The sequence below is a fragment of the Trueperaceae bacterium genome (genome assembly GCA_036381595.1).
GTDB lineage: Bacteria > Deinococcota > Deinococci > Deinococcales > Trueperaceae > DASVCN01.
The window spans coordinates 40,702-53,711 of sequence record DASVCN010000032.1; the positions used below are offsets into that span (position 1 = coordinate 40,702).

Genomic DNA, 13,010 nt, shown 5'->3' on the forward strand with positions numbered 1-13,010 from the left:
CCGCTATGAAGAGAGTCACCCTAGCCCTGCTGCTGCTGGCCGGCCTGGCCGTAGCTCAGACGCCAGACCTCGAGGGCCGCGTACTGAGCGTCGGCTCGGACACCACTTATCCCCCGTTCGAAACGGTCAACGAACAGGGTGAGATCGTCGGGTTCGACGTCGATGTCGTGAACGCCGTGTGCGAGGTCGTCAACTGCGTCGCCGAGTTCCAGACCACCGCCTGGGACGGGATCTTCCCGGCCCTGGCGGCAGGCGAGTTCGACATGGTCGCGTCCGGCGTGACCATCACCGAGGAACGCGATCGGGTAGTCGACTTCACCATCCCCTACTTCGAAGTGGACCAGGCGATCACCGTGCGAGTTGGTGACGCCGACCTCACACTCGAGGAGTTCACCGCCGACGGAAGCGACCTGCTCCTGGGAGCCCAGACAGGTACCACCAACGCCGCTACCGCCGAGGACCTCATCGGCCGCGACCGCGTGCGCCTCTACGACGACTTCAACTCCGCCATCCAGGGGCTCCTCAACGGCGACGTCGACGGTGTGATGATCGACGATGTCACCGCGGACGCGTTCGTGCAGCAGTACGCCGGTGAACTGGTGGTCAACATCCGTGAGGTCGAGTCTGGCGACAAGCTGGGCTTCGCGGTGCAGGAGGGGGATCCGCTGGTGGATGCCCTCAACGCCGGGATAGAGGAGATAAAGGCGAACGGGACGCTGGATGAACTGATCGCCGAGTGGTTCCAGAGCGGCAACTGACCGACTGACCGGACGAGAGTCTACTGGACGAGTGAGGCCCGGCGATCCCCGGGCCTCTTCATTTGGGCCGTCGGGGACCGGAGGGGCAGTGGTGCGTTAGACTCGCCAGAACGAAGGAGCCGATCACCGTTGTCACACCCCCCTTCACCCGGGAAAAACGGCTGGCGTGTGTTGCGGCAAGTCCGCCCCAGCTACCTGATCCTGCTCATCGCCCTTCCCCTCACGGTCTATCTCTTCGCAACGGTCGACGACTACAGCGCCGCGTTCGCGTTCCTGGCGCCGGGCATCTGGACGACGGTAGAGGTCACCGTCATCGCCTACATCCTGGCGGCGGTCCTGGGGCTCGGTCTCGCTGGCCTGCTGCTCCTCCGGTCCGGCCGCTGGACCCTGCCCACGTACCTGCTCATCGCCCTCATCCTCGCGGGCCTGGCCAGCTACTACCTCACGCGCCCTCAAGTGGAGTACGTGCTGGTCGGCCAGGACGAGGGGCTGGTCGCGATCATCCAGGGGACGCCCCAGGAGCAGAGCGAGATCATCCAGCGCGGCGATTATGCAGAGGGAGCCCCGCGGCGCAACATCAGAGCCGTGCTGGACGCCGAGTCGGCTCTCGACCGGCTCGAATCGGGCACCGTGGGGGCTGCATTCCTGCCGGCGGAGGAGGTTCCGGCTGGAGCGCCTGTGCTCTGGGAGACCGGTTTCCTTCCACCTTCGGCCAAGGGCCCCGGCGTCGCCCTGAGCGTGCTCACAGCGATAATCGTCATGCTCACCTTCGCGGGTTGGCAGAGCGGGAAGCATCCGCTCGCGATCTTCGCCGAACTGTACGTGGACATGATCCGGGGTATCCCGATGCTGGTGATCATCCTCTATATAGGATTCCCGGTGCAGGGTGCGGTCAGGGACATCAGCAACGGCGTTCTCGAGCCATCGCGGCTCACCCGAGGCATCATCGCCATCGGACTCGGCTACGCGGCCTACATGGCCGAGATCTTCCGAGCGGGCATCCAGGCGGTTCCACGCGGCCAGGTCGAGGCGGCGCGCTCGTTGGGCCTGAGCGGTTGGCAGACGGCCCGGTTCGTCGTCCTGCCCCAGGCGCTGCGGATAGTCATCCCGCCACTCGGTAACGAGTTCATCGCGATGCTCAAGGACACTTCACTGCTCTCGCTCCTCTCGCTGCGCGAGATCACGCAGCGCACCCGCGAGTTCGCCGCCGAGACGTTCGAGTACTTCCCGGCCTTCAACTCGGTCGCACTCCTCTACATCGGCCTCACCCTCGCGGCATCGAGCCTGCTCAAGACGATCGAACGCCGTGCCGACCGGTCGGCGGCTCGCTGACTCGAGTTGAGCTCTCATCTACGTCACTCCCTCAGACGCCTGTCCAACGACCTGCAGCGCCTGGCCCCGGGCGAGAGGAGCCCGATGTCTACTGACCCACGAGTTCGGGCGACGCATCGCGAAAGGACCGATGTGGGAGCTCGAAGGAGCGATCGAACTGTAGCGACATTCCGGAGGGGGTCGCGCGCACTGATTACCTGAGGCCCGCCGGCGCGTTACCCTCGCTCATGCCCGTCGCGCACGTCGACCTCGATGCCCTACGCAGCAATTTCGACCTCTTACGGGGTCGCCTCTCGCCGGCATGCCGGGTTCTCGCCGCGGTCAAGGCCGACGGCTACGGGCATGGAGCGGTGGCCGTCGCCAGGGAGCTGGAGGCAGCCGGCTGCGACTGGTTCGGTGTGGCGACGACCGAAGAGGCGCTCGAGCTGCGCCAGGGCGGGGTCGAGGGCCGGATCCTGCTGTTCGGTCCCGTTTTCAACCGCATCCCGGAACTGGTGGCGGCCGACGTCGCACTCACCGTTCCCGGCTTCGAGGCGCTCGAGGCGGTGCGGGCGAGTGGCGTATCCGGCGCGAGGCTGCACCTCAAGGTGGACACCGGGATGGGCCGGCTCGGTCACCCGCCGGCAGAGGCGCTGGAACTCGCCCGGCAGCTGGATCGTGAGCCGGGCGTGATCCTCGAGGGGGTGTGGACTCACTTCGCCCGGGCCGATGAGCTCGACCGGACGTTCACCGGCACGCAGATCGAACTGTTCGCATCGTTCCTCGACGAACTCCAGCGCGAGGGCTTGCGACCGGAACTCGCCCACGCCTGCAACTCGGCCGGCTTGCTCGCCTACCCTGAAGCTCACTTCGAGATGGGTCGGCCCGGTATCTCCCTCTACGGTTACCCTCCCGATGAGGTCATGACCGACCTCGCACCGACCCTGAAGCCGGTGATGACGGTGACGGCACCGGTGACGTTCGTCAAGCGCGTGCCGGCCGGTACCAGCCTCTCCTACGGGGGCAGCTGGACCGCGGAGCGGGAAACCACGATCGCGACGGTCCGGATCGGCTACGCGGACGGGTACCCGCGAGTGGTCGGGAACCGGGCGTCGGCCTCGATCAGGGGCGAGCTGGTGAAGGTGGCCGGCAGGGTATGCATGGATCAACTGATGATCGACGTGGGCGACCTGGACCTGCAGCCGGGAGAGCGGGTGACCCTGTTCGGGCCAGAGGGGCCCACTGCAGCTGAGCTGGGAAGCCTGGCCGGTACCGTATCGTACGAGATCCTCACCTCGGTAGGCCCGAGGGTGAAGCGGGAGTACAACCGCTGACGGAAGCTGCACGCCGCGGCTCTGTTCGTACGAGGAGCCCCTCGGAGCGGTCGGACCACCGGCTGTCCGCGACCCGTTCGCCCCTCTGCTGGGACTGCGGCGCGTGGCGAACCGCTCTTACTCCGGGCCATCCTCCGGCCCCTGAACGTCCCCGTCCGACTGAGGGGGTTCTACCTGGGCGAGCACCCGCTGCACCCGCCGCTCGTCGGCCTCGTCCACGGTGAAGTGGACTCCGCCGTAATCGAGCGATTCGCCGACCCGCGGGATGTAACCGAACTCCGAGATGAGGAAGCCGGCCAGAGTGTCGTACTCGCCGTCGTCGTCGAACACTATCTTCAGCTCGCCGGCCACCTCTTCGAGATGCGCCGAACCCAGGATCCGGTAGTGTCCCGCGCCCATATCGACGATGTCTTCATCCTCCTCGATGTCGGTCTCGTCGTAGATCTCGCCCGTGATCTCCTCGATGATGTCCTCGAGCGTCACCACGCCGGCGGTGCCACCGAACTCATCCACCACCACCGAGATGTGGTTCTTGCGGATACGCATGTCGCGCAGCAGCGAGAGTATCGAGAGCGTCTCCGGTACGTAGTGAGGCGACGTCATCAGGTCGCTCACGGTCGTCGACTCGAGCTCTTCGGGACGACCCAGGTAGGGCAGCAGGTCGCGGGCGTAGACGATCCCGCGGATGTTGTCGACGGTATCGGCGTAGACGGGCAGGCGGCTCACCCGATGCTCGGTCGTCAGCTGTAGCAGTTCCCGCAGGGTCGCGCCTTCGGGGATGGCGATCACGTCGACTCGCGGCGTCATCACCTCGCGAACGACCGTCTCCTCCAGGTCGATGATGCCGCGGATCATCTCCTGCTCCTGGGCCTCGATGACGCCCGACTCCTCGGCGCTGCGGAGCATCAGGCGAAGCTCATTCTCGGTGATCAATGCCGCCGAGGTGGGCTCGAGCCTCAGCAGACGCAGGATACCGTTGACGACGAAGGTGAAGAAGAGCCCGATCGGGTAGAGCACGATCGACAGGAGGTAGACCGGCCGGATCACCGCCCGGGAGACCGGCACGGCGTGGTGCACGGCGATCGACTTCGGCGTGATCTCACCGAAGATCAGCACCAGCAGAGTCATCACGCCGGTTGCGTAGCCGACGGCCAGCGATTCGGAGAAACCGAGCGAGCGCGACAGGCCGATGCTTATCTGCGTCACCAGGGCGGTAGCGGCGATGTTCACTATGTTGTTGCCGATGAGCAGGGTGGTGATGAAGCGGGTCGGATCGCGCTCCAGCAGTCCGAAGACCCCCGTCGGATCTCTGCCCTCCTCGCGGATCTGCCGGATCTTCCACTCACCAAGCGCGGTCAGCGCCGTCTCCGACCCTGACATGAAGGCAGAGAGCAGGAGCAGCACGACTAGCAGGAGGACCTGACCCATGCCGAAACTGCGAACAGTGGCGTCCTGGGCTACGACCAAGCTGAAGAGGGGGATCAGGAAGAGGATCGGAAGCAGCCTGTAATAGGCAGAGAAGTGGCGTCGCTGTCGGCCGGTTCGGCTGTCATCCATCGGTTGCAGGGATTGTAGCACAAGGCCTCTTCGGCTTCGGACCGGGAGCCGGAGGAGGTTCCCCCGGGCGGGTTTATACTCTTGCGAGGTTGTGGAGGTCCGAATGTCGTACATCGTCATCGAGGGGGTCATCGGCGTCGGCAAGACCAGCCTCAGCAAGCTTCTGGCCGAGACCCTGGGCGCCAGGCTGGTGCTCGAGGTGGTAGAAGAGAACCCCTTCCTCGCGAGTTTCTACGAATCCCCAGAGCGCTACGCCTTCCAGGCGCAGACCTTCTTCCTGCTCTCCCGCTTCCGTCAGTTGCAGCAACTCGATCAGCAGCCGCTCTTCGAGCGACACACTGTCGCCGACTATCTTTTCGACAAGGACTTCATTTTCGCGTCTCTCAACCTCCAGGGCGCCGAATGGGAGCTCTATCGGGAGCTCTACTCCCACCTACGGCCCAGACTCACCACGCCCGACCTGGTCGTTTACCTGCGGGCCGACCCCGAACTGCTGCTCGAGCGCATCGCCCTGCGGGGCCGTCCCTTCGAGAGGGAGATCGAGGCGAGCTACCTGCGCCGACTGGGCGAAGCGTACGACCAGTTCTTCTCCCAATACATGGGGCCGTACACGGTGGTCGAGGCCGAGTCGGTCGACTTCGTGACGAGTGAACGCGATCGACGGTTGCTCCTCGACACGATCCTGCAGAACGCGAAGGCTGCCTGAGGTGTACGTTGCCGTAGCCGGCAACATCGGTGCCGGCAAGTCGACGCTCACCCGGCTGCTTTCGTCCACCTTCGATCTGGCGCCGGTCTACGAGGCGGTCGAGGAGAACCCTTACCTCGAGGACTTCTACCGGGACATGGAGCGATACGCGTTCCACTCGCAGATGTTCTTCCTGGGGAAGAGGCTGGAGCAACACCTCTCCCAGGTGAACCCGGGACAGCGGGTGATCCAGGACCGCACGATCTACGAGGACGCGGCGATCTTCGCCTACAACCTCTACGCCGATGGGGTTCTCTCCGAACGGGACTACCGCTCCTACCGCCAGATGTACGAGGCCATCAGCAGGGCGCTCCGCCCGCCCGACCTGCTCATCTACCTCGAGGCATCGCTTCCGACCCTCAGACGCCACATCGCCCAGCGAGGGCGCGCGTACGAGGCGGGGATCGAAGACGACTACCTGGAGCGTCTGAACGAGCTGTACCGCGGTTGGATTGACGGCTATGAGCTCTCCGAGCTACTCGTGCTGCCCGCCGACGATCTCGACTTCGTGAGGAGCGACGCGGATCGCGAGGCCGTGATAGAGCTGGTGGAGCGACGCGGGCTCAGCCGTCCTCTGGTGTCGGCGATCAGGGGGCAAGTGGGCAGAGGATGATGGGCCGATGACACTCGCCGAACTCGCCCGCGAAGGTCTCGGGATCGAGCTGGGACCCTCGGCTCCAGGGCGTACGAAAGTGACCGGAGTGTCGCAGGATCACCGGAAGGTACAGCCTGGCCACGTCTTCGTCGCCCGGGTAGGCGCGAAGTTCGACGGACATCGCTACGTCCGGCTGGCGATCGAACAGGGGGCGATCGCCGTCGTCGGGATGAAGGAGGCAGGCCCCGTCCTCCCCTGGAACTCCACCCCCTACCTGCAGGTCGACGACGACCGGGTCGCGCTGGCGCGCCTGGCCGCTACCTTCCAGCGGTTCCCATCACGTTCGCTGCAGGTCGTCGGGGTAACCGGTACCGATGGCAAGACGACCGTTTCTACGCTGCTCCATCATCTGCTGGCAGGAGAGTTCCGAAGTGGCCTGATGAGCACGGCCGGAATCCGAGCCGGCTCCGAACTGCTCCCGCTCGAGGGGCACTTCACCACTCCTGAAGCGAGCGAGGTTCAGGCCATCCTCGCTGCCTTCCGCGACCGGGGCTGCACCCACGCGGTCGTCGAGTCGAGCTCCCACGCTCTGGCGATGCACCGTCTCGATGGCGTCGAGTACGACCTGGCGGTGTGGACCAACCTGAGTCCGGAACACCTCGATTACCACGGTTCTCTCGAGGCGTACCGCGAGGCCAAGCTGACCCTGATCCGGCGGTCCCCGGTCGCCGTTCTGAACCGCGATGACGAGCAGTTCGAAGCTTTCGCCGAGGCGGCGAAGCTGATCATCTCCTACGGCGTCGATCCTCTCGCGGACTGGCGGGCAGAGGAGATAGAGGAGGTGTCCATGGGCCTCTCTTTCACCATCGTCTCGCCGGCCGGACGCTGCCATGCCCTGCTCCCCATGGTGGGTGGTTTCAATGTCCATAATGCGCTCGCCGCTGCGGCTGCTGCCTCGCACTTGGGCGTTCCGCTCGACTCGATCGTCCGTCGGCTCGCCGACTTCGGAGGAGTGCCCGGGCGCATGCAGATCATCCAACGGGAGCCGTTCGCGGTCGTCGTCGACTTCGCTCACACCGGACCCGCTCTCGAGAAGGCACTGGCGGCCCTGCGGCCTGCCGTAGCTGGACGGATCCTCCTGGTTGTGGGCGCGGCGGGTGAGCGTGATCCGGGCAAACGCCGTCCGTTGGGCAGGGCGGCCGCCCGCGGCTCCGACTTCACCTTCTTCACTGAGGAGGATCATCGGAGCGAGAGCCTCGAGGCGATACTCGACGAGCTCGAGGCGGGAGCACTCGAGGCGGGGGCAACTCCGCACTCGTTCGAGAGGGTGCCCGACCGGCGTGAGGCTATAGCCGCGGCGATAGCCGCAGCCCGGGAGGGGGACCTGGTGCTGCTCGCCGGCAAGGGGCACGAGAGCTCGCTCGAACGAGCGAACGAGGTCCTTCCCTGGGACGAAGCAGCCGAGGCGAGCCGGCATCTGAGCGGGGCGGGCTGAATCGAGGACGAAGGTGCATCGGCTAAGATGCGCGCATGCGCCCTGCAGACGTCATCCTTGCCAAGCGGAGCGGCCAGAGTCACCCCAGAGACGTACTGAGCGAGTTCCTGAACGGTTACCTGAACGGCTCCGTCGCGGACTACCAGGTTGCAGCGTGGCTCATGGCCGTCTGCTTCCAGGGGATGAGCGCGCGGGAAACCGCGGACCTCACCGAGATCATGGCGAAATCCGGCGACGTCCTCGATCTCTCTTCCCTGCCCTACACCGTCGACAAGCACTCGACCGGCGGGGTCGGCGACAAGACGAGCCTCGTGCTCGCACCCCTGTTGGCCGAGGCCGGCGCGACCGTCGCGAAGATGAGCGGGCGCGGTCTGGGGCACACTGGCGGCACGGTCGACAAATTGGAGAGCATCCCCGGTTTCCGGAGTGAACTCAGCGACGAGGAGTTCCTCTCCCAGGCAGCCGCCATCGGAGTCGTCGTCAGTGGACAGTCGAAGGAGATGGCCCCCCTGGACGGTCTCCTCTACTCGCTGCGGGACGCGACCGGTACTGTCGAATCGCTCCCGCTGATCGCGTCGTCGATCATGAGCAAGAAGCTGGCCGGCGGCGCGGGCGCCATCGTTCTCGACGTGAAGGTCGGCAAGGGCGCGTTCCTCCGCACTCTCGAGGACGCCCGGAAGTTGGCACGGATGATGATCTCGATAGGCGAGCATGCCGGCCGGAACGTGCGAGCGGTATTGACGGGGATGGAGCAACCGCTGGGGTACGCCGTCGGGAACTCGCTAGAGGTTCGCGAAGCGATCGGCTGCCTGCGGGGGCAGGGGCCGGCCGATCTCACCGAACTCTGTCTCACCCTCGCCGAGCAGGTTGTGACGGCGGCGGGACTGCAACGCTCCAGGCAGGAGTTGGCCGGCTTGTTGGAGGACGGCCGGGCCTACGACCGGTTCGTCTCCTGGATAGAAGCGCAGGGCGGAGATGAAAATTCTCTGGACGCTCTGGAACTGGCACCGGGGGAAGCAGAGGTCGAGTCGCCGGTGGGCGGCATAGTGAGCCGTCTGGACGCGTTGGCTATCGGCCGTGCAGCCGGTCTGCTCGGAGGTGGCAGAAGCCGCAAAGGCGAAGCGATCGATCCCGGTGTGGGCGTGTCGCTGCACGTCAAGGTAGGAGACCGCGTAGAAGCGGGTGAGCGTGTGGCGACACTGCACCACCGGGGCGGACGCGGGCTGGACGAAGCACGCGAACTCGTCAAGAACGCCTACGAGGTCGGGGACGCTGTCGAACCGCAACCTCTGATAATCGAGGTAGTTGGGCCGGGTTGAGCAGCCTGGCCGCCCGAGTTTCGGTCGGCTTCAGTTGAGTTTGCTGATGGGTCTGCTGAGAGACCTGAGCAGTTCCGGTTCGGGTAGCAGGGCGACGTTTCCGGGTGAGACGATGCGCCGGCGTGCGACCTTGGGTTCGGTCCAAGGCTCGCCGAGCGCGAACCCCTGGAAGAACGGGATCCCTCTGGCTGCGAGGCGGGGGAGCAGTTTCGCGTCCTCGATGCCTTCGGCTACCAGCAGGAGGCCGCTGTCGTCGGCCATATCGATCAGCGCACGGGCTTCGTCCGACAGCTTGGTCGCGCTGAACTCGCCAACGAGACTGCGGTCCAGCTTGAGGCCGTGGACGGCACGCCGCAGGGTGCTCAGGCGCATCGCGGAGCAGAGCGTGACGTCGTCGAGGAACACCCGCACGCCCAGGACGGCGAGCCCGTGCAACATGTTTGCTACACCGGGATGGTCGACTATCGGATCCTCGGTGAGTTCGATCATCAACCTTCGCCGTATCGATACCGGCGCCCTGGAGATCACCTCTCCTACTACGTCCAGTTCCATCTGGCGGGGGCTCAGGTTGACCGACAGCGCCGGCAGGTAGGGCTCGGCGTCGAGGCGAGCGAGCGCGAACTCGAGCGATAAGCGCGTGAACGCCGAGATCCAATCGGGCCCGGTCAGGACCGGAAGGAGCACATCGGGGCCGTCGATAGTGCCGTCTCTCCGCGAGCGTCTCACCAACGTTTCGTAGGCGAGTAGTCGCGCGCCATCGGCGCCCAGGATCGGCTGGTACTGGAAAGTCAGGCCTATGAAGGGATCGTCGTCATGCGGGTTGTCGACAGGCACGGTCGGGGGCGGCCTTCGAGCTCAACCAGGGTCGACGTCGTCAGAGTGTCCGCCAGCAGCCAGGTTCACGGTGGCGGTGTCGGTCAGGGCGAGACCGAGCGTGACCAGTGGGCCGCCGGCGAGCATGAGCGCGAGCACGAGCTTGAGGCCGTTGTTGCGGATGCTGGCGAGGGTCATTCTGCTGATGGTCTTCATGGTATTCCTCCGGGGGCTTGCGTCCATCGGAGCTTACGACCACCCCCGTTGAATTCCCGTTGAACTTATGGACCCCTACCTTTCAACGGCTTTTTGACGACCCCTGAGCCAAACTCGGATCACTCGAATCGAGAGGAATGGAAGGGGAATAATGACCCGAGAACAGGCAAGCAGCATCATCGCCGGCAGCCGCCGATTCCAAGTCAGCAGAGGCCGCATCATCGTACGTGACGCGGAAGTAGCCGCCATGATCGCCGCTGTGAGGGCCGAACGGCGACCGGCATTCGGACCCACCCGGGGAACCGCCGTTAGCAACTGACTCGGTGGCTGCTGTCGCGCCCACTGTTCGGATAACGAACACGTTCGAGTTACCCCGATCCCGTTAAGGAGTAGGCGTTGAAATAGACTAGGGGTGCGTGTGGCTCGAGAATCGCTTCCAACTATGTCCGACGTCTGATCGGGCGCTGATCCTGTTCGGGGGCGAGGATTTCGGGGCACCGTTCCTCGTAGAGCGACTGAAGCGGGACAGCCCTGTAGCCTGGCTGGCGGTAGGACCAGCGGAAGCATCGGACCCCATCGCACTCGGGAACCAACTGGCCGAGGCGGTAAACGAGGCACTGGCCGGCAACCTCCTTCAGCACGCCCTTCCTTATCAGGTTCATCTGCGGACACTGGCGTTGCGGCGTGAGCAGTTGCCGCCGTTCGTCCTCGTGGCCTCCAATGCGGACCTGGCCCAGGATTTCGCCAGAGCGGTTGGCGAAGCATGTCGACCAGGACTGGGCGTTTGGCTTTTGGTAGGCGGCAGATTCGAGCTCCCAGGTGCAGTGAGGATCGGCACTGAGGAACTGCGATTGAGCCTGGGAGAAGCCAGAGCCCTGGCTCCTCATGGACTCGGCGACGAGGTGGTAGCCAGACTGCACTCATCCTCGCGCGGAGCGTACACCAGCTTTCTGGCCGAGGTTCATCGCTGCGCAGGCTTGCCCGAGATCCTCATCCCGCTTGCCGGAGAGTGGGTCTATCCCGAATCCGAATCTCGCTTCGAGGCACCGGAGGACGTGGTGGAGGCCCTCGCGCGCCTCGGACGTTGGACCGATGCTCTCGAGGTCGCCGCTGAACACGTTCCCGAGCGGGTGGAAGAGCTGCTACACTTCGCAGGTCCTCAGTTTCAGCAGAAAGGGCTGTTGCCTCGCCTTCACGTACTGCTGTCCTTGTTGCCCGACGATTTACTCGAGCGTGGGCGTACGCTTGAGTGGCGGTTGCTTGCTGCTCATCAAGTCGGCGCTGCTTCTGACGTATTACCGGCGGTCCGAAGATTTCTTCAGACGAACGAGGCCCCAGAGCTCCGTGCACGCTACGCCACCTTCGTCCCTGTGCAAGACGGGCTCGAAGAAGCACGTCGGGCGGTCGACACTTTGCCCTCACCACTTACTCTCTGGCAATACGGCCGCATGCATCTCGATCCGGGCGAGGGGATCGATCACCTTACGCGAAGCGTAAGTCAAGCGGAACTCGAAGGTGACCATTACGGATGCGCTCGGGCGGCCAATGCCCTGGCTATCCGATTCCACGATCTAGGCGATTACCACGCGATGCGAACCTGGGCGAGCTGGGGACTTCAGGTCTTCGACGAGAATGGCCTCAAGGACGGTATGCGGCGACTTGCACTGTTCGGCGAGCTGGCTGCATCGCGCGTCCTGCTTGGAGACACCGCGAACCTCGTTGAACAGGTCCAGGACGTGCACGGGACCATCGAAAATCTTCTGCCCGGCGTAGCAGCCATCTACCGAACACTACTGGCCGAACTGGAGAGGCTCAGAGGAAACGCCGAACTCGCGGCCGAATACACGTATGCCAACCTCGCCACGGCCTCACGGAGCCAGAAGGGGCTGCGCGCCTACGAGCATGTTCGCAGTTTGTTGGAACTAGGAAAGATTCGAGAGGCGGAGTCGGTGGCGGCCGAGGCGGTGGCTCTGAGTGCTGGAATCGTAAGGCAGCATGATATGCGAGCTCGACTCGCACTTGGCATGTCACAAGCTTTCGACAATGCAGAGTCTGCATGCAAAACACTAAGGCCACTAATGCAAGCCCAGATCGAGTTCGAACAGCGCGCTATCGCCGCGCTCCACTACCTGCTCGCTAAACCTGATGGGATAGACGACATCCCAGACGACCTCCTCGAGAAGCTCAAGGGACTCACCGAGACCGCTCTTCGCGTTTTCAGCGGACCCCAGGACGCGTTCCACAAGGTATGGAAGCAGTTGGGGTCCACGGGACAATCGGTCCTCGAGTTGAAGGTACTGGGTCGTACGAGCGCACGGCTCGAAGGGAACGAGATCGAGCTCACCAAGCGGCAGTGGGAGATCCTCGTGGCGTTGGCGCTTCATCCCGAGGGTCTCGATTACGAGAGCCTGCACGCGTTCCTGCTGCGCGACGACAACCGGGTGAGCCCTGGCACCCTTCGCTCCCACGTAAGTCACCTCCGCGGACGGGTGCCCATCAGTGACAACCCCTACCGAATAGAGGTTCCCTACACGATCGACATCCGCCAGGTAGAGGAGCACATCGCAGAGGGGCGGGTGCGGGAGGCCGTGGCCCTTGCCAACGGCATCGTCCTGCCGCGCAGCACCCTCCCCGGCATCAGGGAGCTGGGGGAGCACCTCGACCAGGCGCTGCGCGAGAGCGTGCTCACGAGCGATGACTCGGAAGTGCTCTATTCGGCGACCGGCCTGTGGCCCGACGACCTGGAGGTGTGGGAGGCGAGCCTGGCGGCCCTGCACGAGCGCGACCCCAGGGCCCCGCTGATCAAGGCGCGAGTGCAGACGTTGCAGCGGGAGTACGGTGCCGTCTAAGCTGATTGCTGCCGGTCG

At 64.7% G+C, this 13,010-nt stretch carries 12 protein-coding genes; 8 read left to right on the forward strand and 4 right to left on the reverse strand.

From position 1 onward, the window contains the following. Nucleotides 1–5 precede the first annotated feature (5 nt). The 3 genes from VF168_11680 to alr all read left to right on the forward strand — a co-directional run bounded on the left by VF168_11680 (nucleotide 6) and on the right by alr (nucleotide 3,403). Complete coding sequence (locus tag VF168_11680; GenBank protein ID HEX7004834.1) at nucleotides 6–758, forward strand: basic amino acid ABC transporter substrate-binding protein; 753 nt, start codon at nucleotides 6–8, stop codon at nucleotides 756–758. 171 nt (nucleotides 759–929) lie between these two features. After that, nucleotides 930–2,090 carry an amino acid ABC transporter permease gene (locus tag VF168_11685; protein HEX7004835.1) on the forward strand — a complete coding sequence of 387 codons (1,161 nt, stop codon included), beginning with the start codon at nucleotides 930–932 and terminating at the stop codon, nucleotides 2,088–2,090. 227 nt (nucleotides 2,091–2,317) lie between these two features. After that, nucleotides 2,318–3,403, forward strand: a complete 1,086-nt coding sequence (gene alr / locus VF168_11690; GenBank protein ID HEX7004836.1) for an alanine racemase — start codon at nucleotides 2,318–2,320, stop codon at nucleotides 3,401–3,403. 117 nt (nucleotides 3,404–3,520) lie between these two features. Here the strand turns inward: alr and VF168_11695 are convergent, their stop codons facing one another. Continuing rightward, nucleotides 3,521–4,960: a hemolysin family protein gene (locus tag VF168_11695; protein ID HEX7004837.1), complete on the reverse strand. Its 1,440-nt coding sequence runs from the start codon at nucleotides 4,958–4,960 to the stop codon at nucleotides 3,521–3,523. 103 nt (nucleotides 4,961–5,063) lie between these two features. Here VF168_11695 and VF168_11700 point away from each other — a divergent pair, with 103 nt between their 5' ends. Genes VF168_11700 through VF168_11715 form a run of 4 tightly spaced genes read left to right on the forward strand, consistent with a single transcriptional unit; the run spans nucleotide 5,064 to nucleotide 9,114 of the window. Next, on the forward strand, nucleotides 5,064–5,666 hold the full coding sequence (locus VF168_11700; GenBank protein HEX7004838.1) for a deoxynucleoside kinase: 603 nt from the start codon (nucleotides 5,064–5,066) through the stop codon (nucleotides 5,664–5,666). A 1-nt stretch (nucleotide 5,667) separates the two neighbouring features. Further along, a complete protein-coding gene (locus VF168_11705; protein HEX7004839.1) occupies nucleotides 5,668–6,318 on the forward strand; it encodes a deoxynucleoside kinase in 651 nt (216 codons plus the stop codon). A 7-nt stretch (nucleotides 6,319–6,325) separates the two neighbouring features. Continuing rightward, on the forward strand, nucleotides 6,326–7,795 hold the full coding sequence (locus tag VF168_11710; protein ID HEX7004840.1) for a UDP-N-acetylmuramoyl-L-alanyl-D-glutamate--2,6-diaminopimelate ligase: 1,470 nt from the start codon (nucleotides 6,326–6,328) through the stop codon (nucleotides 7,793–7,795). Between the two features lie 35 nt (nucleotides 7,796–7,830). Continuing rightward, a complete protein-coding gene (locus VF168_11715) occupies nucleotides 7,831–9,114 on the forward strand; it encodes a thymidine phosphorylase (GenBank protein ID HEX7004841.1) in 1,284 nt (427 codons plus the stop codon). 30 nt (nucleotides 9,115–9,144) lie between these two features. On the opposite strand, the gene VF168_11720 is transcribed toward VF168_11715, so the two are convergent. From VF168_11720 to VF168_11730, 3 genes are all read right to left on the reverse strand, one after another. After that, nucleotides 9,145–9,948, reverse strand: a complete 804-nt coding sequence (locus tag VF168_11720; GenBank protein HEX7004842.1) for an EAL domain-containing protein — start codon at nucleotides 9,946–9,948, stop codon at nucleotides 9,145–9,147. A gap of 21 nt (nucleotides 9,949–9,969) precedes the next feature. Next, nucleotides 9,970–10,143 carry a hypothetical protein gene (locus VF168_11725; protein ID HEX7004843.1) on the reverse strand — a complete coding sequence of 58 codons (174 nt, stop codon included), beginning with the start codon at nucleotides 10,141–10,143 and terminating at the stop codon, nucleotides 9,970–9,972. Between the two features lie 440 nt (nucleotides 10,144–10,583). Then, on the reverse strand, nucleotides 10,584–11,063 hold the full coding sequence (locus VF168_11730) for a hypothetical protein (GenBank protein HEX7004844.1): 480 nt from the start codon (nucleotides 11,061–11,063) through the stop codon (nucleotides 10,584–10,586). A 528-nt stretch (nucleotides 11,064–11,591) separates the two neighbouring features. Here VF168_11730 and VF168_11735 point away from each other — a divergent pair. Further along, nucleotides 11,592–12,992 carry a helix-turn-helix domain-containing protein gene (locus VF168_11735; protein HEX7004845.1) on the forward strand — a complete coding sequence of 467 codons (1,401 nt, stop codon included), beginning with the start codon at nucleotides 11,592–11,594 and terminating at the stop codon, nucleotides 12,990–12,992. Nucleotides 12,993–13,010 lie beyond the last annotated feature (18 nt).